Here is an 18,411-nt window from a genome sequence, read left to right on the forward strand (position 1 = left end):
TATGTTTGAAACACTCGCAAAAGCCGGGAAGTATTTAGGTCAAACCGCCCGCCTGATGATTGGTGTGCCGGATTATGACAACTATGTTGAGCATATGCGTGTCACGCATCCGGAGCAGGCGCCGATGACCTACGAAGAATTCTTCCGTGAGCGTCAGGATGCGCGCTATGGGGGCAAAGGCGGCGCGAAGTGCTGTTGATTTTTTGCCGGATGGCGCTGACGCTTATCCGGCCTACAACACCGCATTGCGTAGGCCTGATAAGGCGAAGCCGCCATCAGGCAACCCACCATCAGGTAACCCACATCGCACTCACACCGTAAGCGATTCCACCTTCTCAAACGCCGCGCGCAGGGTTTCTGGCGTTAACGTGACCGGCAGTGCGTGAATAGATTCCACCGGGCGCAGCGTGTGCGCAATCACCTTATCGATCTCAGCACGGTTATTTATATCCACGTCTAACTGGGCCAACCGGGTGGGTAAATTGAAACGCTGGTAGGCTGAAGTGAGTTGAGCCAGTACATCGTCTTGCCCCAGCAGCGCACTCTGTACCAGGATGCCGTAGGCCACTTTGGTACCGTGTAAAAACGCCTCCGTCTGCGGGAGCACCGTCAGACCGTTATGCACCGAATGTGCCGCCGCCACGCGGGTATAACGCTCGCCCAGACCGCCCACCATGCCGCCGCCGGCAATGATTGCATCCACCACATCACAAAACGCCTGACTCAGTTTCCCCTGCTTTTTATCAGCCAGCGCCTGTTCGCTGTATTCCAGCAGCACGTCGCGAATAGCCAGCGCGCCGTTGATCCCCAGACGCACGGTCAGCGGCAACGTTTCAGGCTGCGGAGCCAGCACGACTGCTTCGTACCACTTCGCCAGCGTGTCGCCGATGCCCGCCAGTAAGTATTCCTCTGGTGCATTGAGGATTATCTGCGGCTCCACCAGCACCAGAAAGTTGGCGTCATCGAAAATGTCGAAGTGCAGCGCCTGACCGGCATCGTTGTACCACACGGAGAGTGGCGTCCAGGCCGCACAGGTCGCGGCAATGGTTGGGATCGCCACGAAAGGCAAACCGAGGCGACGGGCCAGCGCTTTGGCGGTGTCGAGTAATGTGCCGCCGCCCACGCCGATCACCACGCTGCGGTGATCACCGGCATCTTCTGCCAGTTGCTGAACGTCTGTTTCGCTGCAATGACCGGTAAACAGCAGGTGCTTTGCCCCGTCACAATTAAATGCGCCAGGCAGATAGGGACGGGCAGCGGCGATAGCACGCTCGCCATACACCCAGACGGCGCGCGACAGTATGTCGGCGGTGAAGAAATCATGCAGTCTGGACAGGCTGCCGGTATGGGAAAAGTAATTGGCCGGGCCGACGACGACGCGAATTTCGCTCTGACTCATGTTGTGTTGTCCTTTTGGCTGTCCTGTCCACGCAGGTTATTTTTATATAGACGTCTAAACGTCTTGATTGCCAAATACTAACATCGTGTTATAGTGGCTTCAACCACAACATCACACGTCAGGATAACAATAATGAGTAATAACTCGCTGATTGTGCAAAGCAAACTCCCCAATTTAGGCACTACCATATTCTCGCAAATGAGCGCCCTGGCGCAGGAACATCAGGCGATTAACCTGTCGCAGGGATTCCCGGATTTTGACGGCCCACACTATCTGCAAGAACGCCTGGCGTACCATGTAGCACAAGGGGCGAACCAATATGCCCCCATGACAGGTGTGCAGCCGCTGCGTGAAGCCATCGCCGACAAAACCGCCGAGTTATACGGCTATAAACCGGATGCTGACAGTGAGGTTACGGTGACGGCGGGAGCGACGGAAGCATTGTACTCGGCGATTACGGCCTTAGTGCGACCCGGCGATGAGGTGATTTGTTTTGACCCGAGCTATGACAGCTATGCGCCCGCGGTGGCGCTATCTGGTGGTGTGGTTAAACGTATCGCGCTGCAGCCGCCATCTTTTCGCGTGGACTGGCAGGCATTTACCGCGTTGTTGAGCAACAGGACCCGACTGGTGATCCTCAACACACCGCATAACCCCTCTGCCTCCGTCTGGCAAAAAGCAGACTTTGATGCGCTGTGGCAGGCCATTAAAGCACGCGATATTTTTGTGGTAAGCGATGAAGTCTATGAACACATCTGCTTTGCCGCGCAAGGGCATGACAGCGTGCTGGCACATCCGCAGCTGCGCGAGCGTGCGGTTGCGGTCTCATCATTCGGCAAAACCTACCATATGACCGGCTGGAAGGTCGGGTACTGTGTGGCGCCAAAAAACATCAGCGTCGAATTACGTAAGGTACACCAGTATTTGACCTTCTCGGTCAATACGCCAGCGCAGTTGGCACTGGCGGCTATGCTGCGGGCCGACCCAACGCATTACCGCGACCTGCCCGCGTTTTATCAGCGAAAACGTGATGTGCTGGTGAACGCACTCCGTGACAGTCGTTTGGACATTTTGCCCTGCGAAGGGACGTATTTTTTGCTGATCGATTACAGTGCCGTCTCGGATCTCGATGATGTGGCGTTTTGCCAGTGGCTGACCAAAGAGGTGGGGGTAGCAGCGATCCCTCTGTCGGTTTTTTGCGCCGATCCTTTCCCACACAAGTTGATTCGCCTGTGTTTTGCCAAGCAGGAATCGACGCTGTTGGCAGCAGCAGAACGCCTGGCCGTGCTGTAATTACTTCACCGTCCAGGCTTTGGAGAATCGGCGGTCGGCGAACAATTCTTGCAGACCGTTGATTTGCTTGAGACGTAATACCTCATCACTGTCCATCCCGAGGTCTTTACCGATTTTTTCTTCACTCCAGCCGAGGAGTGATAATTCACGGACAATTTCAGACATGGCGTGGATTTGATGCCGTCCGCGAGCACGGTTGTGACGAATCGTTGCCGCCATGCGTTCATGGCGTTCACGCTGCAAGCAGGTGATGGGTAAATAACCTTTTAGTCGGGATCTCAGCGAGGGTTTGCTTTTGCCTAATTCATGTCGATGAAAACCATCAATGATTTCATATTCTTCTTCCGTTGAGTGAACCACAACGATGGGTTGGGTAAATCCATCTGCCTCGATGGATTTCAGCAGCAGTCTTTTCTCCGGCGGCGCCACGTTATTAGGGTTGTAGTCGTTAGGCGTAATATGATTTCCTTCGACCCATAACACACAATCTACCGGCTCTTCGCGAAAAGGACTGACGCTGTGGATGGCTATTCTGAATTCATTTATGGCCTCAATTCGCTCTTTTTCGGGGAGTTCAGAAAGAAAACCGAGGAGCTCCTGTGTTAATCGTTGTTGCATAAAATCCCCCATTCCTGACGTTTTGTTTTCATGCGTTCGTTATAGCGTTGGTAGCTTTTTGACTTTGTTGGACTAAAAGAAAGCGCCCGACACCAGTAATCATTATTCAGCAGGACTTTGCAGATCCGTCGCCATGAGGGGATATCTTTGGACCCAATATCACCGTCTTGATTTTGCGGGATATCGGTCATACCTTTTTTCTTATACCACTGAATATAGACGGCGATTTTGTTGCGATAGTGCTCAGCTGTCTGTTCTGGCATGCTGTTTAGTAGCAGCATGGCGTACTCTTGCCAGCTTAAATGTTCCGGTTTTAATATTTTCCGGTGTCCGTAAAAATGGTTGTCATGACCGGCATAAATACCCCCACTTTTAACGCCGCTCACGCGGGCGCACATGGCTGCCCATCGCTGCGGTTCAATAACGTGATAGAGCCAAAGGCCCTGGCGTTGTTCCGGGCCAAAGGGCTCGCAAATGCGCATGTATCTCGTCGGGACACCGGCCTGGTACATCAGGTTATACAAGGGGTTGCATGTCATATTGGTTTTAGCAAACCAGGTCCAGATATCGGCCGTTTTCCAATCATAGATGGGATAAATGTACCAGGTATGTCCCCCAGGCGCGGCGGTGGTCCAGGGTTTATCATCGGCAAACCGCTGCTTATGTGAATTGGCAATCGCGACAAAGCGATTATATGACTCGTCGGCACGGATCCCGACCAGCATTGCGGCCGGCCGCTTTTCTGAAAACCAGTCAGCGAACTCGCGAACGAATTGTTCAAAGGTCATTCCGGTCTGATAGAAATGGAAGAACTCGGGATCGGTAATGGCATCTGCTGGCGGTTGACGAACCCATTGCGTATTCGGCTCCCAGCACTGCCATTCCGGCTGAAATTGCGAGAGTGAATTTTGCGTGGTTAACGGCAAGGCGACCCAATAAAACCGTTCAATAACGTCGGAGTAATGTTCGCGCAATGCCTGCACATAGTCGATAGTGCAGGAAAACTGGGCCTCCCAGTCGATAAATAATACGTGAATTTTTTTATGCATCTGACGGGCCAGTGTGGCCGTCAGATGCAACATCACCCCTGAATCTTTGCCACCTGATAATGAAACACAAATGCGCGGCAGCGTTTCCAGCGTCCACGTAATGCGCTCCTGAGCGGCTTCAAGTACATTTTTACTTAGCGGTATTTTATAAACAGACATATCAAGCTCAGGTCGTAACTTTATTATTTTTATACATAATAAATGGTTGCAATAAGATATGCTAATTTACGGGTCACGCAACTTTTTTAAATATATTTACTTGGTGTATGGGTTCCATTGATTCATATCGCGCATGCATTGAATTAAAAAATAAACGATGTTGGCTCATTCGCTCTCGGGTATAATTCTTTTTATATATTCAGCAAAACCGCTGTTGTTAAGTGAGGCGCGATTATACATCAGAAAAAGTTCGGCTGACGGTATCTTTATACCAATATCTATTTCTTTTAGATTGAAAATAGGTGCGTAGTGCTCGAAAATGACTCTGGGAATAATACCGATGATATCAGTGCTGGAAATGACGTTGGTAATTGAAATAAGAGAGTCGCTGCTAAACCCTATATTACGATTGGCCATAAATTCGTTAGTTTTTGACTGGTACTCTTTCATACCCAGTTCTTCAGAGAGAAGAGAGGTAAACTGTTCTTCCAGTACTTGTTTAAGTGTGCTTGAAGCATTTATTCTGGGGTGGTTGCTACTGCAAACCAATACACCTTCGATGGTTTTGAACGGGGCGCAGATAATGGAACGATTGCGCACGGGTACAATAGTAGCGACCAGATCTGCTTTGCGATAAGCCAATATGTTTTCAGCCGTTTCTGCTGACATTAATATATCATGATGTTCAATTTCGACATCGGCATCCTCTCTCAGATAATGAATTAACTCTCTTATATTAAAACCGGTAACAAGTTGTGGGCAGTAAATGACAAACTTCTTTTTCAGGCTGGAGCTATGCATGATATTTATCGTTTGCTCCAGATTGTTAAGATTTTGCTCAAGATGATGGTGCAGGTTGATGCCTGTCACCGTAGGCGTGATCCCTTTACCAGACCGAATAAATAGAGGGTCATTAAACTGTGTGCGTAGTCTTTGCAACGACTGACTTACGGCGGATGGTGTGATATACAGCGTTTCGGCGGCCTTACTGATACTCAAATGTTGATAAATACACTCAAAAATAACCAATAGGTTGAGATCGAATTTTTTAAGGTCATAGAGGTTAGCCATATGTATATTCTCATTGTTATTTTATGTGGAAATATTTCATTTTTATATATTTGAATTGCAAATTATTTATTTTAAGAATCTTTTATACGCTTAATGAATAGTTAACTTAAACTAAAGTATCACAGTCAGTATTAATTTGACGAGTAGAAAATGCATCATGAGTGATTGAAATGAGAATGATAACAATCACTCATAATATTAGTTTTAGTTATTACCCATTATAATGTCCAGTTTTTCTTTATCCGGCAGCCCGACGGCCTGTTGTAATGTGTTGTCTTTGCTCATGTAGTAGATTGCCGGCGTGACGTTAGCGCCCAAGTCATCCATCAATTTTTGGTTGATATTCAATACCTTCAGCTGCTCGGAAGGGGGCGTCTCTGGCATTTTCAGCGTGAGTTTACCGCCAGAGGCCTCATAGTCATGCCATGTTTTAGCCGGATCTTTGCTGGCCAGAATTGCTGCGGCGGTTGCCGGACTCTCGGGCTTGATTACGCCGACCAACAATGTCCGGAGTTGTACTTTTCCTGAATCAACCCATGGACGTGCCTGTTGCCAAAATTGTTTGCAATATGGGCAGAAGGGATCGGCGAAAACATAGACAATAATCGGCGCGTCTTTTTTCCCGTCCAGAATCCACGACGCTTTTTCCATGCGCTGCCACATTTCACGGCCTGCAGGTGCATAGATTTCTTTTTCTATCAATGTATTACTGAGGTTTTCGCCTTTTTCATTATACATGTAGCCGGAAATGGCGTGTTTCCCGTCAGGCGTGACATAGATAGTCACTCCCATATCCTGGTATTTTCCCAGGTAACCTTTCATTCCACCTGGCGCGTCAAACGGCTTGAGGATGGTAATGCCCTGTTTTTCGATGGCTTTTACCGGGGCAGGGAGTTCTTCGGCGTGCACGACGGCAGGGAGCAAAGCGAAGAGTAATGTACGTTTAAACATTGATTTTCCTTATAAAATCAAAAGGAAAGGGGGCTGAATTGCAAAACCTATCACAGCCATAGGTAAGACCGACGGTCTGTCGATTGCCCTTTCTTGAGTGGGGTGATGTAATCCCAATCGCTGTTACAACCTTTGTTAAGGTAATGTAGAGCGCAACACTTAGCCAGTCCGCTGGCACTGAAGTTATCTGCGGGTAACTCGGGTAATGGGCTCCCTGCAAAGGGGGCCTTTTTACTTTTTGCTACGGTTTCACAACATTTTGTTGAGTCGGTTGTTAGTTAACGCTTATTGATTTGATAAAGGAAACGCATTAGCCCTGATGAAAGATTTTCGTTAACTTATCCCTCAACGAAAACACGGAGGAAGTACAGATGTCTTTGATTAATACCAAAATTAAACCTTTCAAAAACCAGGCGTTCAAAAACGGTGAGTTCATCGAAGTTACCGAGAAAGATATCGAAGGTCGTTGGAGTGTTTTCTTCTTCTACCCGGCTGATTTTACGTTCGTATGCCCGACTGAACTGGGCGACGTGGCAGACCATTACGAAGAACTGCAGAAGCTGGGCGTAGACATTTACTCTGTATCTACCGATACCCACTTTACGCACAAAGCCTGGCACAGCAGCTCTGACACCATCGCCAAAATCAAATACGCGATGATCGGTGACCCGACTGGCGCCCTGACCCGTAACTTCGACAACATGCGTGAAGATGAAGGTCTGGCTGACCGCGCAACGTTCGTTGTTGACCCGCAGGGTATCATCCAGGCGATCGAAGTTACCGCTGAAGGTATCGGCCGCGATGCGTCTGACCTGCTACGTAAAATTAAAGCCGCGCAGTATGTCGCTTCTCACCCTGGCGAAGTGTGCCCGGCGAAGTGGAAAGAGGGTGAAGCTACATTAGCGCCGTCCCTGGACCTGGTCGGTAAAATCTAAATTTCCGTCGTCTTTCACGTCATCGCCGTGTTGGCGTCGCCTGCTCACCCCGGTCACTTACTTCTGTGAGCTTCCGGGGATTATCAGGCTAGCCGCCTTGCTCTGACGCGAAATACTTAGGAAATTACGTCAGTCATGGGCGCAGGCGCGCCCATTTTATTCCAGCATCATGACGCAAGTTGCATTGATGCAGTCCCGTGAAATCGGCTTGCATGATGATGTTTTCAGAGAGGGAAGAACAATGCTCGACACAAATATGAAAACCCAGCTCAGGGCTTACCTTGAGAAACTGACCAAACCTGTTGAGCTGATTGCTACGCTGGATGACAGCGCTAAATCGGCAGAAATCAAGGAACTGCTAACTGAAATTGCTGAACTGTCAGAGAAAGTAACCTTTAAAGAAGACAACACGCTGGCAGTACGTAAGCCATCGTTTCTGATTACTAATCCAGGTTCTCACCAGGGACCGCGTTTTGCCGGTTCTCCACTGGGCCACGAGTTTACGTCTCTGGTTTTGGCGCTGCTGTGGACCGGTGGTCATCCGTCAAAAGAAGCGCAGTCTCTGCTGGAGCAGATCCGCGATCTCGATGGCGATTTTGAGTTTGAAACCTATTATTCACTGTCCTGCCACAACTGTCCTGACGTGGTGCAGGCGCTGAACCTGATGTCGGTGCTGAACCCGCGTATCAAGCATACGGCGATTGATGGCGGTACTTTCCAGAATGAGATTACCGATCGCAACGTGATGGGTGTTCCGGCCGTGTATATGAACGGCAAAGAGTTTGGTCAGGGGCGTATGACGCTGACGGAAATCGTCGCCAAAGTCGATACCGGTGCTGAGAAGCGCGCGGCAGAAGAGCTGAATAAACGTGATGCCTATGATGTGCTGATCGTCGGTTCGGGTCCTGCAGGGGCGGCGGCGGCAGTGTATTCCGCACGTAAAGGTATTCGTACCGGCTTGATGGGTGAACGCTTTGGCGGTCAGGTGCTGGATACCGTTGATATCGAAAACTATATCTCGGTGCCGAAAACCGAAGGTCAAAAACTGGTAGGCGCGCTGAAAGCACATGTTGATGACTATGATGTTGATGTGATTGATAGCCAGAGCGCCAGCAAGTTGGTTCCTGCTGCGCAGGAAGGCGGCTTGCACCAGATTGAAACGGCCTCCGGCGCGGTGCTAAAAGCACGCAGCATTATTATTGCCACCGGTGCCAAATGGCGCAACATGAACGTACCGGGCGAAGATAAGTATCGGACCAAAGGCGTAACCTATTGCCCGCACTGTGATGGCCCACTGTTTAAAGGCAAACGCGTGGCGGTGATTGGCGGCGGTAACTCGGGCGTTGAAGCGGCTATTGATCTGGCCGGTATAGTTGAACATGTGACGCTGCTTGAGTTTGCGCCGGAAATGAAGGCTGATCAGGTTCTGCAAAATAAAGTGCGTAGCCTGAAAAACGTCGACATTATTCTGAATGCGCAAACTACTGAAGTGAAGGGTGACGGTAGCAAGGTGACCGGTCTGGAATACCGCGATCGCGTCAGCGGCGACGTCCACAATGTGGAACTGGCGGGTATTTTTGTGCAGATTGGCCTGCTGCCAAACACCAACTGGCTGGAAGGTGCCGTTGAGCGTAATCGCATGGGCGAAATTATTATTGATGCCAAATGTGAAACCAGCGTGAAAGGGGTTTTCGCTGCGGGTGACTGCACCACCGTGCCGTACAAACAGATAATCATAGCTACCGGCGAAGGTGCAAAAGCCTCACTGAGCGCCTTTGATTACCTGATTCGCTCCACCGTACAATAAGAAAGAAAGTAAGACTCACCTGCAAAAGAAGGAAAATGCCTGAGGTCGCAAACGCGTTTCAGGCTTACCGATTCGGTGAAATAACATCGATGCGGAATAAAAAGGGGCTACCGAAAGGTAGCCCCTTTTTTTAACGAACGACCAGCACCGGCAGGGTGGCGTGGCGGACTACGCTGGAGGCGTTAGAACCCAGCAGATGGGTGCTGATTGATGGGTTGCGCGATCCAATGACCACCACATCGGCGTTCAGCTCTTCGCCCAACTCGTTGACTACATCACGTACGCTACCAAAGCGAACGTGCTGTTTGATGCGAGAAGGATCAATACTGAAGTGACCGACCATCGTTTGCAGGCGGGTTTCCGCTTCGTGCTGCAGATGTTCCTCAAAACGGCGAACGTCAGCAGCAAAACGATGCAGGCTCAGGCTGGCGGAGCCAGGAAGCACATGCAGAAGATGGATAATCCCATTTTCCTGTGCCAGAAATTCTGCATGGCGAACAGCCTTGTCGCTCAGTTCCATTTCGAATACATCAACAGGCATTATGATTGTGTTGTACATAAACATTCTCCTTGTCATTACATGAACACATAACAGCATAGTATTAAAAATGATTCTGTCAGTCACGACACAGATTTATGTTTTGCGAGCAGGAAAGGGAAAGCAGCAATAATGTCAATGAGGGGCGGGGATATCATCGGAAAGAGGATGCGTAAGCATCCCCTGTAAGATAAAGCGAGTAGCTTTGCTATAACAGAGTTAGCGCAGGTAGTCGCCCGCAGCTTCAGGCTGGTACTCAAGTTCGATGACTTCGAGATGGGTTGATGTACCACCTGGTAGTTCCCAGTGGATCGTGTCGCCAACGCGCAGACCCAGAAGGGCAGCACCTACCGGGGCCATCACCGACAGTTGAGTACTGCTGTCGGTCATCGTGGCCGGATACACCAGGGTACGCACTCGGACTTCACCATCGCTCAGATTGCGGAATTTCACGCGGCTGTTCATGGTGACGACATCGTGCGGCATGGTTTCTGGAGAACACATTTGGGCGCGATCCAGCTCGGCGTTTAAGGCGTCAGCAATCGGTAAACCCGCAAACGCAGGTTGCTCCAACAGGCGGTCAATGCGCTCAGCATCGAGGTCGTTAATGATGATAGTTGGTCTGGACATTTATTACTCCATGTCGTCGATACTGCGGGTGCGCAGGTAAATAATCCCAAAAGAAAACCCTCACCGTCAGGCGGCAAGGGTTTAGCTTTTATGATGATACTGAGACTTACCCCAGGTTTGAAGTGATTTAGTTCACATTCAGGCGATCAATAACCGACTTTGTCGAGGATAAACTGCTTGCCGCAGTTTCCAGGATGCGCTTGCGGCAGGAACGATGCTGCGGAAAGCGGGGCATTAATGGTGGCTGCCTTGAGCGTAAACTGGATTTCAGTCAGGTAGGCCGGATTACCGTGACAGCTTAACTTCACTGCCTTCACGCTTTCTTTACCCCAGGTTTTCGCGACGGCGGCGTCAAATGCGTTGCGGCTGACGGTTTTTCCGTAATTGTCGGCAATAAATTTGCCGAGTTCGGTATTTTTTATCTCGCTATTCATTCGCACCATAGTGCCAAAGTACGCGTCAGGATCGAAACCAAAACAGGCGCCGTGCTTGGCATATTCGTAACGTTCGAGACACGATGTTCCGCCAGCGCCGGGCATCACAGCGCTCAGTTTTGCGGCGCTTTCCAGCGAAAGCCCCGTTTCTGGCGCGGCGCATTTGCGACTGGCACGAGCCTCCGGCAGGTTTGGTATAGGGCGTGTGGCGCAGCCAAAGCGCATCCACCGACGATTATCTACACCGCGGGCAGCAATCGATTTTGGCAGGCCAGGCCACAGACCGTGAACGGTCAGGAAATCTGCTTTATTTGCGGTTTCTTTTTGCAGGCGGCATTCGTCGGGTTCCTGACGATTACGTTCGTGTTGGCTCTGACAAAAACCGGTTTGCCAGGAGAGCGCCAGCACATAGCGATCAAAGTCACCGTACTGTTTTGCCTGAAGTTGTTCGGCCTGGGCCGCAGAAACCGGCAGCAGAAGTGCCGTCAGCAAAGAGCAATAACGCCATGTCGATGTCATGATGAATTCGGATACTTATATAATTTCTGAATGTCATCTATTAAATCATAAAAAAAGCCGCTCAGGTTTAGCTGAGCGGCATCATTTTCGTTACGCGTTTTTGCTAAGGACTAAGAAGTACGATTAGCTCCACATTGCCAGAATCGGCCAGCCGACCAGCAGAAGCATGGCGATATAGATAACGCCGAAGATGGCGCCCAGACGCCAGTAGTCTTTGGACTTCACATAACCACAGCCGTAGATGATCACGCCAGGGCCGGTGGCATACGGTGTCAGACAACCCATGATACCGATGGACAGCACCAGCAGAATACACAGATGCTCCATTGGCACGCCCGGGATCCCTTTACCGACCGCCAGAATTACTGGCAGCATGGTCGCGGTATGCGCAGACAGGCTGGCAAACAGGTAGTGAGCAAAGTAGAACACCAGCACCAGCACGATCACGGTCGCGTTAGGCGAGAAGCCTTCCAGGTGTGAGCTCATGGTGTTAGCGAACCAGTCGATAAAACCGGAACGGGTTAAGCCGTTGGCCATTACCACCAGGGTGGCAAGGTTGACCAGCGTGTTCCATGCGCTGTTATAGCGGGTGATGTCTTTCCACGGTACCACGTGCAGAGCCAACATCAGAGAAACCGCCAGCAGACCCACGGCGGTGGCATCAATCAGCTTGCCGCCGAATACCCACAGACCCAGGCTCAGCAGCACCAGACCGATCAGGGTCATCTCTTTACGGGTCAGTTTACCCATGGTTTTCAGTTCGTCACCGGCCCATGCGGCAACTTCTGCACTGTGAGTGACTTCGGGTTTGTACAGAACGTAGGATAACCACGGCGCAACGATCAGCAAAATAATACCGACTGGCAGGAAGCTGAGGAACCATTGCAGCCAGCTGATCTGAATACCGGCAATTTTGTTAACGAATTCCAGACCCAGTACGTTTGGCGCAGCGCCGGTAACGAACATAGAGGAACTCAGGCTGGTACTGATCACCATCATCCACATCAGATAACCGCCGATACGGCGTGCTGATGGATCGTTAGGGAATGATTTAAACAGCGGCGGCAGGTTCTTGATAACCGGGAAAACGGTACCACCGGTACGCGCGGTGTTCGACGGTGTAAATGGCGCCAGCAGGATGTCGATTATAACAATCGCATAGCCCAGTGTCAGGGTACGTTTCCCCATGAACTTCACCAGGAACAGCGCGATACGACGACCCAGACCGGTGACTTCATAACCCAGTGCGAAGATGAACGCACCAAACACCAACCAGACGGTGGTGCTGGAGAAGCCAGCCAGACCCCACTTCAGCGCCTGTTTGCCGGCGTGAAAGGTGGGGTCCGCCAGTTCTGTGGCATCAAACAGCAGGTAGTTGCTGCCGATAACGCAAATTGTCACGGCGATAAAGCTGATCGCTGTTGCCGGGATTGGCTCGAGGATCATACCGACAATCATGGCAACAAACACGGCAAAGTAGTGCCAGGCCTGCGGGGGCATTCCATCAGGGACGGGGATAAGAAACATGACACCCATGACGACCAGCGGGGCCAGTAACTTCCATATACTATCTTTTGATAAAGACATGAATGATTCTCCGGAAAGGATCTTTAATGGTGATAATGATGAACTTGTGAAATCTGAGCTAAGAACCAGGTGACAATCAGCAGATCGGCACAGCCCCCGGGACTGAGGTTGCGTTCAATGCACTGTTGATCGAACTGGTGCAGGTAATTGAGATCGGCGGGGGTGCGAATTCCCCCTTGCTGCAATAATGTGGCAGATTGCTGCTGTAACCAGCGCAGACCTTCAGCGCCACCGCGGGAAGCTACGTTGGTATCGCCGTTGATTGCCATAAGCAGCAGTAAGGTATCGAGCAATGCCAGTTCAGGATCGCGACCCTGAGCCAGCAACGCGCGGTAGTGCGGTAACGCGTGGTGGATCACTAATGGATAGCCCGCTTCGGCTTCACCGCGAGCCCCGGTTAATCCCAGTTGTTGATACAGACGTTGGCCAGCCGTGAGTTGTTGATTGTTCTGGCGCAGTTCGCGCTCGGTCAGGCCGCGGCAAAAGGCTGCTGCTGTAGAGCAAATGGTTTCAGGTGTGACGGTCTGGCTGAGCTGGTGCAGGCGACCAATGGCGGCGCACAGCAATCCCAGCGAAAAGATACTGCCTTTATGGGTGTTCACCCCGGCAGTGGCGCGAAACATCTCGGCCTCGCAGGCCATCCCCACCGGACGCAGTCCTTTCAGCACATCTTCAGGTACCAGTTGCGCGCTGAAGGCCCCGTATTCGACGAAACGCGGCAGCCAGGCGTGGATCGCCTCGGCGCTGCGGTGAAAGTCATCCAGCGCCATGTCTTTGTGCGCGCCGTTGTTAATACGATCCACCAGACCGGGTTTGGGAGACAGGTTGACTTCCGTCAGCATGGCACGCCACGCGAGCGTCGCGTACGCTTCTGGTAAATCCTGAGGAAGAACGGCGGATTTAGTCGATGTTGCGGGAATCGGCATCATGCAGCAGTTCCTCCATGCGAATAAGTAACTCGGAAAGCGTGTGGGTTTTACCCCGCGCGCAGTCGGCTGCGCTTTGCTCGCACAGCAGGCAGCGGCGGGCAGGGAGCGTGAAATGACGGCGAGACAGGATTTCTCCTTCCGGAGTCAGGACATCGAGGTCCCATAACCGTCCCAGCGGGTGTGAATGCTCAAGCTCTATGGTGGCGAGCTTGAGGTCGTGTGCCGGGGCCTCTATAGACAACAGACCTTCCGGCCCGCTGGCAGAAACCCGCGTAGATTGCTCCCTGACTATCCAGCCCGATTTTTCCGCCAGCGTGAGCAAGGCAGTGATACCGTGATTAAAAATGCGACGAGTGAGTTCGCTGTCTTTAATCGGACCCGGTGCGACCACGGTAAAAGAGACCAGTGGCGCGCAGTGGCGGGTGAGCCAGGCATGCTGCCGTGCTTGTCTCTCATCGCGGCTGGCGAGCAGCTCGGGAATAGAAACCGCGTGGCAGGTGGCATGTTCAGGGAGCAGGCGCATGGCTTATTCCTTCACCTGATGCACAACGTCAATCACCGAACCATCGCGGTAACGCACAACGGCAATCACCCGGTCGGTGAATTCGATGGCGCGTGGCTGGCCGGTAAGCTGCTGTGCACGCTCGCGCAGCCATTCAATAGACACCACTTTCATCCCCGCTTCCTGCAAACGTTCTGCCAGTTCAGGGCGTGCAGGGTTGACGGCGATACCGTGGTCAGTGACCAGGATGTCAATGCTGGAGCCAGGGGTGACGCAGGTCAGCACGTTATCAACCAGCGTCGGGATGCGACCGCGAACCAATGGGGCGACGATAATCGACAGTGCAGCACCGACAGCGGTATCGCAGTGGCCACCGGATGCGCCGCGCAGCACACCGTCGGAGCCGGTCAGCACGTTGACGTTGAAGTTTGTATCCACTTCCAGTGCGCTCAGCACCACGACATCCAGACGGTCAACCGATGCGCCTTTCGAACCCCAGTTAGCGTACTGGTTAGCGCTGATCTCAATATGGTTTGGATTGCGGGCCAGGGATTTTGCGGCGGCACTGTCGAAGCTCTGTACATCCAGCAGTTTGCGGATTAACCCTTTTTCATGCAGGTCAACGATGGTGGCAGTGATGCCGCCCAGTGCGAAGTCGGCGCGGATGTCGCGGCTGCGCATTTTGTCTTCCAGGAAGCGGGTTACGGCCAGCGAGGCGCCACCGGTACCGGTCTGCAAAGAGAAGCCCTCATTGAAGTAACCGGAATTGGCAATCACCTCTGCCGCGCTGCGGGCGATCAGCAGCTCACGCGGGTTGGTCGTCATGCGGGTTGCATCAGCGCCAATTTTGTCCGCATCACCGACCTGCTCGATCTGCACGATCAGATCCACCTGATCCTGGGTGATACTGGCCGGATTATGCGGGTAGCTCAGCAGTTGTTCGGTCAGCAGGACCACCTGTTTAGCGTTATCGGCATCGACACGGGCGTAGCCGAGTGAGCCACAGCAGGCTTTACCGGTGTAGCCGTTAGCATTACCAAACTGGTCGCAGGACGGTACGCCGAGGAAGGCGACGTCAATGCTTAACTCACCGCTTTGTACCAGGTGTACGCGACCGCCGTGAGAGTGGACCTGCACAGGTTCAGCCAGTAAACCGCGGGAGATCTCTTCCGCCAGCGGACCACGCAGACCGGAAGTATAAATGCGGCTGACGACGCCCTGACGAATGTGTTCCACCAGCGGAGCGTGACAGTCGCTCAGGGAGCTGGACGCCAGCGTCAGGTTTTTAAAGCCCATGGCGGCAATGGTATCCATCACCAGGTTAATGGTCAGGTCGCCACCGCGGAAAGCGTGGTGGAAAGAGATGGTCATTCCATCCTGTAAACCTGAACGGCGAATAGCGTCTTCCAGGTTAGCGCACAGTTTTTTGTCGCGGGTTTTTTGCGCCTGTAAAGCGACTTTTGCGCTGCTGTGGAAAGCGGAAAGGTCGCTTTCAGCATGACGGCTCCAGGTCGCCACGCGATCCTGTCGTTGAGACTGTTCGATTTTCTGCGTCATTTTTTTGCCTTATTCTTCGCGAATGCCGGAAAGTTCTGCACGGGAGATAACCAGAAGGGCGCGCTCGATAACCGGGCTGTCGACCATCTTGCCGTTAAGGGAGACAACGCCACGGCCTTCGCGAGCGGCGGCTTCAGCGGCTTCTACAACCAGACGGGCGTGCGCCAGTTCTTTGCGCGTTGGCGCATACAGGTTGTGCAGGAGGTCGATCTGACGCGGGTTGATGAGCGATTTACCGTCAAAACCCAACTGCTTGATGTGTGCGGCTTCATGCAGGAAACCGGCTTCGTTATTGGCATCGGAATAAACGGTGTCAAATGCCTGAATGCCCGCAGAGCGTGCCGCCTGCAAAATAGAGCAGCGGGCAAACAGCAGTTCGGTGCCTTCCGGCGAACGCTCGGTGCGCAGGTTACGCACGTAATCTTCTGCACCCAAGGCAATACCGATCAGACGTTCAGAGGCGTGAGCGATTTCAACGGCGCGGGTGATGCCCAGCGGTGATTCAATAGCAGCGAGCAGACCGGTGCTGCCAGGTTCGCGACCGCAGGCGTTTTCGATACGCAGAATTTCGCTTTCGATGTCGATAACATCCTGCGCAGTATCCGTTTTAGGTAAACGCACGATGTCAGCGCCACCGCGAACGACCGCTTCGAGGTCATTGATACCCCATTCAGAATCGAGGGCATTTACGCGAACAATGGTTTCAACGTCGTGATACAGCGGGTGCTGCAGCGCGTGGTACACCAGACGACGCGCGGTATCTTTCTCGCGCAGTGCGACGGAGTCTTCCAGGTCGAACATCAGCGCATCTGCCGGGTAGATAAACGAGTTGCTGATCATTGCGGCATTGGCGCCCGGTACGAACAGCATGCTACGGCGTGTGCGGGATTTACGTTGTTGCAAAGATTCAGAAATCACTGGCAATCCTCCCATGGCAGTGCCGGAATGCCGCTGGCGCGGGCCAGTAATGCTTCCAGTCGCGCACGTAAAATGCAGTCCAGTGCGCCTTTATCATCAACATTTAATTGCACGCCGCGTACGTTGTAGCGGGACAGAACGTCGAGGATGGTGGTGCGAATGGCATCACCAAATTGTTTTTCAACGCTACTGTTAACCTGCAGGTCGATATCCTGCGTATCGAGCGGGGCGATGCGAATCATCACATCACCGGACTCGAGAGTGCCTGCGACGGCTGCCTGCTTTATTTTCATTTTTCACCTGTTGCTAATGCGGGGGTATTTTGGCGGACTACCGCGCCTGGCGAGGTTCTCTCAAGCATGTTTTGCAGGTAGTGCAACGTGGCTTCAGGAACCAGAGGGGCGATAGCCGTGAGATCTTTTTTAACCAGCAGCTTGCGTACCCAGGAGGCGGAAATCGGCATCTCCTGGAAGCACAGCCGCTCAATTTCCACCAGTTCAATCGGTGGGGCGGGGAGCGTTGGGGTCTCCAGCCAGTAGCGCATGTCATTGTTGTACTGGGAGGTGACGGTGCAATACGGTTCGGTACCGACGAAGCGGTGCGTGACGCCAAGTGCCGGGGCCAGATACTGGCGGAAGATTTTCAGGTCTATTTCGGTGTAGCAGTGGTTAATGACGCTCTGCTCTTTAATGAAGTAGCACGGGAACGTGGCGCGAGAAATGATGTATTCCGATCCGCGATGCACGGTTAAATGCGGAATATCTTTTGTTCCCTTAAGTACCAGATCCAGACGGTCTTCATACGGAAAGCGTGAGGTGTCTTCTTTTACCAGAAACAGATGTAGCCAGTCGCACTGTGCCGCTGCCTGTTGGATCAGAAAACGATGACCGTTGGTAAAAGGGTTGGCGTTCATGACGATACAGCCAATTTTTTTTCCTTCGCGACGCTGTTTTGTCAGCGATTCGGCGTAACGCTTCAGACGCGTGGTGCTGTTTTCCATCAGTACCATAATGCCCGGTACGCTGGTCAGCGTAGAGAAGCCACACTGCTTAAACAGCGCTTCGTATTCGGTTTTGGTATAAATGAAGAGATGCGTACAGTGACGCTCATACGCGAGATTGATCAGCTCAGTGGCGAGGGTCAGGGCTAAGCCTTCGCCGCGCACGGTTTCGCTGATAGCCACGCATTTAATGATATTTCCGGCAATACCGCCGCAGGCAATCAGGCGGTCATCACGGGTGACGGTGATAAATATTTCAACGGTCGTATCCACGCTCAAATCATTCTCTTTCAGAAATTGAGCGATAGCCGCCATCTTTTTATTTTCTGAGCGCTTCACGTGCGAGAATATATTATTACCGAACATAGTAAAAAGTGTCCTGATGGTATATTTGTTACTGGCTTTTGGGTTTTGTTGCCAGGCTTAGCAACCTGATAACGTTTTGTTTGCAAATGAAGGGAAGGTTTTTTTATTACGGAGTATTTCTTTTTTTCCCTACTGCATACATCGTAAGG

The 18,411-nt window shown here is 52.0% G+C and carries 19 protein-coding genes; 4 read left to right on the top strand and 15 right to left on the bottom strand.

The window, feature by feature from the left end; genetic code table 11:
* Position 1: 1 nt before the first annotated feature.
* Positions 2 to 199: a YbdD/YjiX family protein gene (locus M2374_RS00385; protein ID WP_096757928.1), complete on the top strand. Its 198-nt coding sequence runs from the start codon at positions 2 to 4 to the stop codon at positions 197 to 199.
* Between the two features lie 111 nt (positions 200 to 310).
* Here M2374_RS00385 and M2374_RS00390 read toward each other — a convergent pair whose 3' ends face one another.
* Entirely contained in the window at positions 311 to 1,399 is a 1,089-nt protein-coding gene (locus tag M2374_RS00390; protein ID WP_181688381.1) for an oxidoreductase, read from the bottom strand.
* A gap of 132 nt (positions 1,400 to 1,531) precedes the next feature.
* Between M2374_RS00390 and M2374_RS00395 the strand changes: the two genes are divergently transcribed.
* Positions 1,532 to 2,692: a pyridoxal phosphate-dependent aminotransferase gene (locus tag M2374_RS00395; protein WP_259153288.1), complete on the top strand. Its 1,161-nt coding sequence runs from the start codon at positions 1,532 to 1,534 to the stop codon at positions 2,690 to 2,692.
* On the opposite strand, the gene M2374_RS00400 is transcribed toward M2374_RS00395, so the two are convergent.
* From M2374_RS00400 to dsbG, 4 genes are all read right to left on the bottom strand, one after another.
* Complete coding sequence (locus tag M2374_RS00400) at positions 2,693 to 3,310, bottom strand: ParB/RepB/Spo0J family partition protein (RefSeq protein WP_096757924.1); 618 nt, start codon at positions 3,308 to 3,310, stop codon at positions 2,693 to 2,695. It lies immediately after the preceding gene.
* Positions 3,295 to 4,518 carry a phosphoadenosine phosphosulfate reductase gene (locus M2374_RS00405; RefSeq protein WP_181688379.1) on the bottom strand — a complete coding sequence of 408 codons (1,224 nt, stop codon included), beginning with the start codon at positions 4,516 to 4,518 and terminating at the stop codon, positions 3,295 to 3,297. Before M2374_RS00405 ends, M2374_RS00400 begins: the two co-directional genes overlap by 16 nt.
* A gap of 165 nt (positions 4,519 to 4,683) precedes the next feature.
* A complete protein-coding gene (locus M2374_RS00410; RefSeq protein WP_117342209.1) occupies positions 4,684 to 5,589 on the bottom strand; it encodes a DNA-binding transcriptional repressor CitR in 906 nt (301 codons plus the stop codon).
* Between the two features lie 204 nt (positions 5,590 to 5,793).
* Positions 5,794 to 6,540 (bottom strand): thiol:disulfide interchange protein DsbG, encoded by a 747-nt coding sequence (gene dsbG, locus M2374_RS00415; protein WP_153880595.1) that lies wholly within the window; start codon positions 6,538 to 6,540, stop codon positions 5,794 to 5,796.
* A gap of 371 nt (positions 6,541 to 6,911) precedes the next feature.
* Here dsbG and ahpC point away from each other — a divergent pair, with 371 nt between their 5' ends.
* Both ahpC and ahpF read left to right on the top strand, forming a co-directional pair.
* Entirely contained in the window at positions 6,912 to 7,475 is a 564-nt protein-coding gene (ahpC, locus tag M2374_RS00420) for an alkyl hydroperoxide reductase subunit C (RefSeq protein ID WP_181688378.1), read from the top strand.
* A gap of 241 nt (positions 7,476 to 7,716) precedes the next feature.
* A complete protein-coding gene (gene ahpF / locus M2374_RS00425) occupies positions 7,717 to 9,282 on the top strand; it encodes an alkyl hydroperoxide reductase subunit F (RefSeq protein WP_181688377.1) in 1,566 nt (521 codons plus the stop codon).
* Positions 9,283 to 9,412: 130 nt separating this feature from the next.
* Here ahpF and uspG read toward each other — a convergent pair whose 3' ends face one another.
* The 10 genes from uspG to citC form a co-directional block, all read right to left on the bottom strand.
* Positions 9,413 to 9,841, bottom strand: coding sequence for a universal stress protein UspG (gene uspG, locus M2374_RS00430; RefSeq protein WP_096757918.1), 429 nt, complete (start codon positions 9,839 to 9,841; stop codon positions 9,413 to 9,415).
* Positions 9,842 to 10,039: 198 nt separating this feature from the next.
* Entirely contained in the window at positions 10,040 to 10,450 is a 411-nt protein-coding gene (gene rnk / locus M2374_RS00435; protein ID WP_003022104.1) for a nucleoside diphosphate kinase regulator, read from the bottom strand.
* A gap of 146 nt (positions 10,451 to 10,596) precedes the next feature.
* Positions 10,597 to 11,403: a ribonuclease I gene (rna, locus tag M2374_RS00440; protein ID WP_115259114.1), complete on the bottom strand. Its 807-nt coding sequence runs from the start codon at positions 11,401 to 11,403 to the stop codon at positions 10,597 to 10,599.
* A gap of 123 nt (positions 11,404 to 11,526) precedes the next feature.
* Positions 11,527 to 12,990 (bottom strand): citrate/succinate antiporter CitT, encoded by a 1,464-nt coding sequence (gene citT / locus M2374_RS00445; RefSeq protein ID WP_115259113.1) that lies wholly within the window; start codon positions 12,988 to 12,990, stop codon positions 11,527 to 11,529.
* Between the two features lie 23 nt (positions 12,991 to 13,013).
* Positions 13,014 to 13,919: a triphosphoribosyl-dephospho-CoA synthase CitG gene (citG, locus tag M2374_RS00450; protein ID WP_117342211.1), complete on the bottom strand. Its 906-nt coding sequence runs from the start codon at positions 13,917 to 13,919 to the stop codon at positions 13,014 to 13,016.
* Positions 13,891 to 14,442: a citrate lyase holo-[acyl-carrier protein] synthase gene (citX, locus tag M2374_RS00455; protein ID WP_181688376.1), complete on the bottom strand. Its 552-nt coding sequence runs from the start codon at positions 14,440 to 14,442 to the stop codon at positions 13,891 to 13,893. Before citX ends, citG begins: the two co-directional genes overlap by 29 nt.
* Positions 14,443 to 14,445: 3 nt before the next feature.
* Entirely contained in the window at positions 14,446 to 15,978 is a 1,533-nt protein-coding gene (gene citF, locus M2374_RS00460) for a citrate lyase subunit alpha (RefSeq protein ID WP_181688375.1), read from the bottom strand.
* A gap of 9 nt (positions 15,979 to 15,987) precedes the next feature.
* On the bottom strand, positions 15,988 to 16,896 hold the full coding sequence (locus M2374_RS00465) for an aldolase/citrate lyase family protein (RefSeq protein ID WP_115259109.1): 909 nt from the start codon (positions 16,894 to 16,896) through the stop codon (positions 15,988 to 15,990).
* Positions 16,893 to 17,189 carry a citrate lyase acyl carrier protein gene (citD, locus tag M2374_RS00470; RefSeq protein ID WP_096757911.1) on the bottom strand — a complete coding sequence of 99 codons (297 nt, stop codon included), beginning with the start codon at positions 17,187 to 17,189 and terminating at the stop codon, positions 16,893 to 16,895. Before citD ends, M2374_RS00465 begins: the two co-directional genes overlap by 4 nt.
* On the bottom strand, positions 17,186 to 18,262 hold the full coding sequence (citC, locus tag M2374_RS00475) for a [citrate (pro-3S)-lyase] ligase (protein WP_115259108.1): 1,077 nt from the start codon (positions 18,260 to 18,262) through the stop codon (positions 17,186 to 17,188). The genes citD and citC overlap by 4 nt, the downstream gene beginning before the upstream one ends.
* Between the last annotated feature and the right edge of the window lie 149 nt (positions 18,263 to 18,411).

The sequence above is a fragment of the Citrobacter sp. JUb117 genome (assembly GCF_024809055.1).
Lineage (GTDB): Bacteria > Pseudomonadota > Gammaproteobacteria > Enterobacterales > Enterobacteriaceae > Citrobacter > Citrobacter gillenii.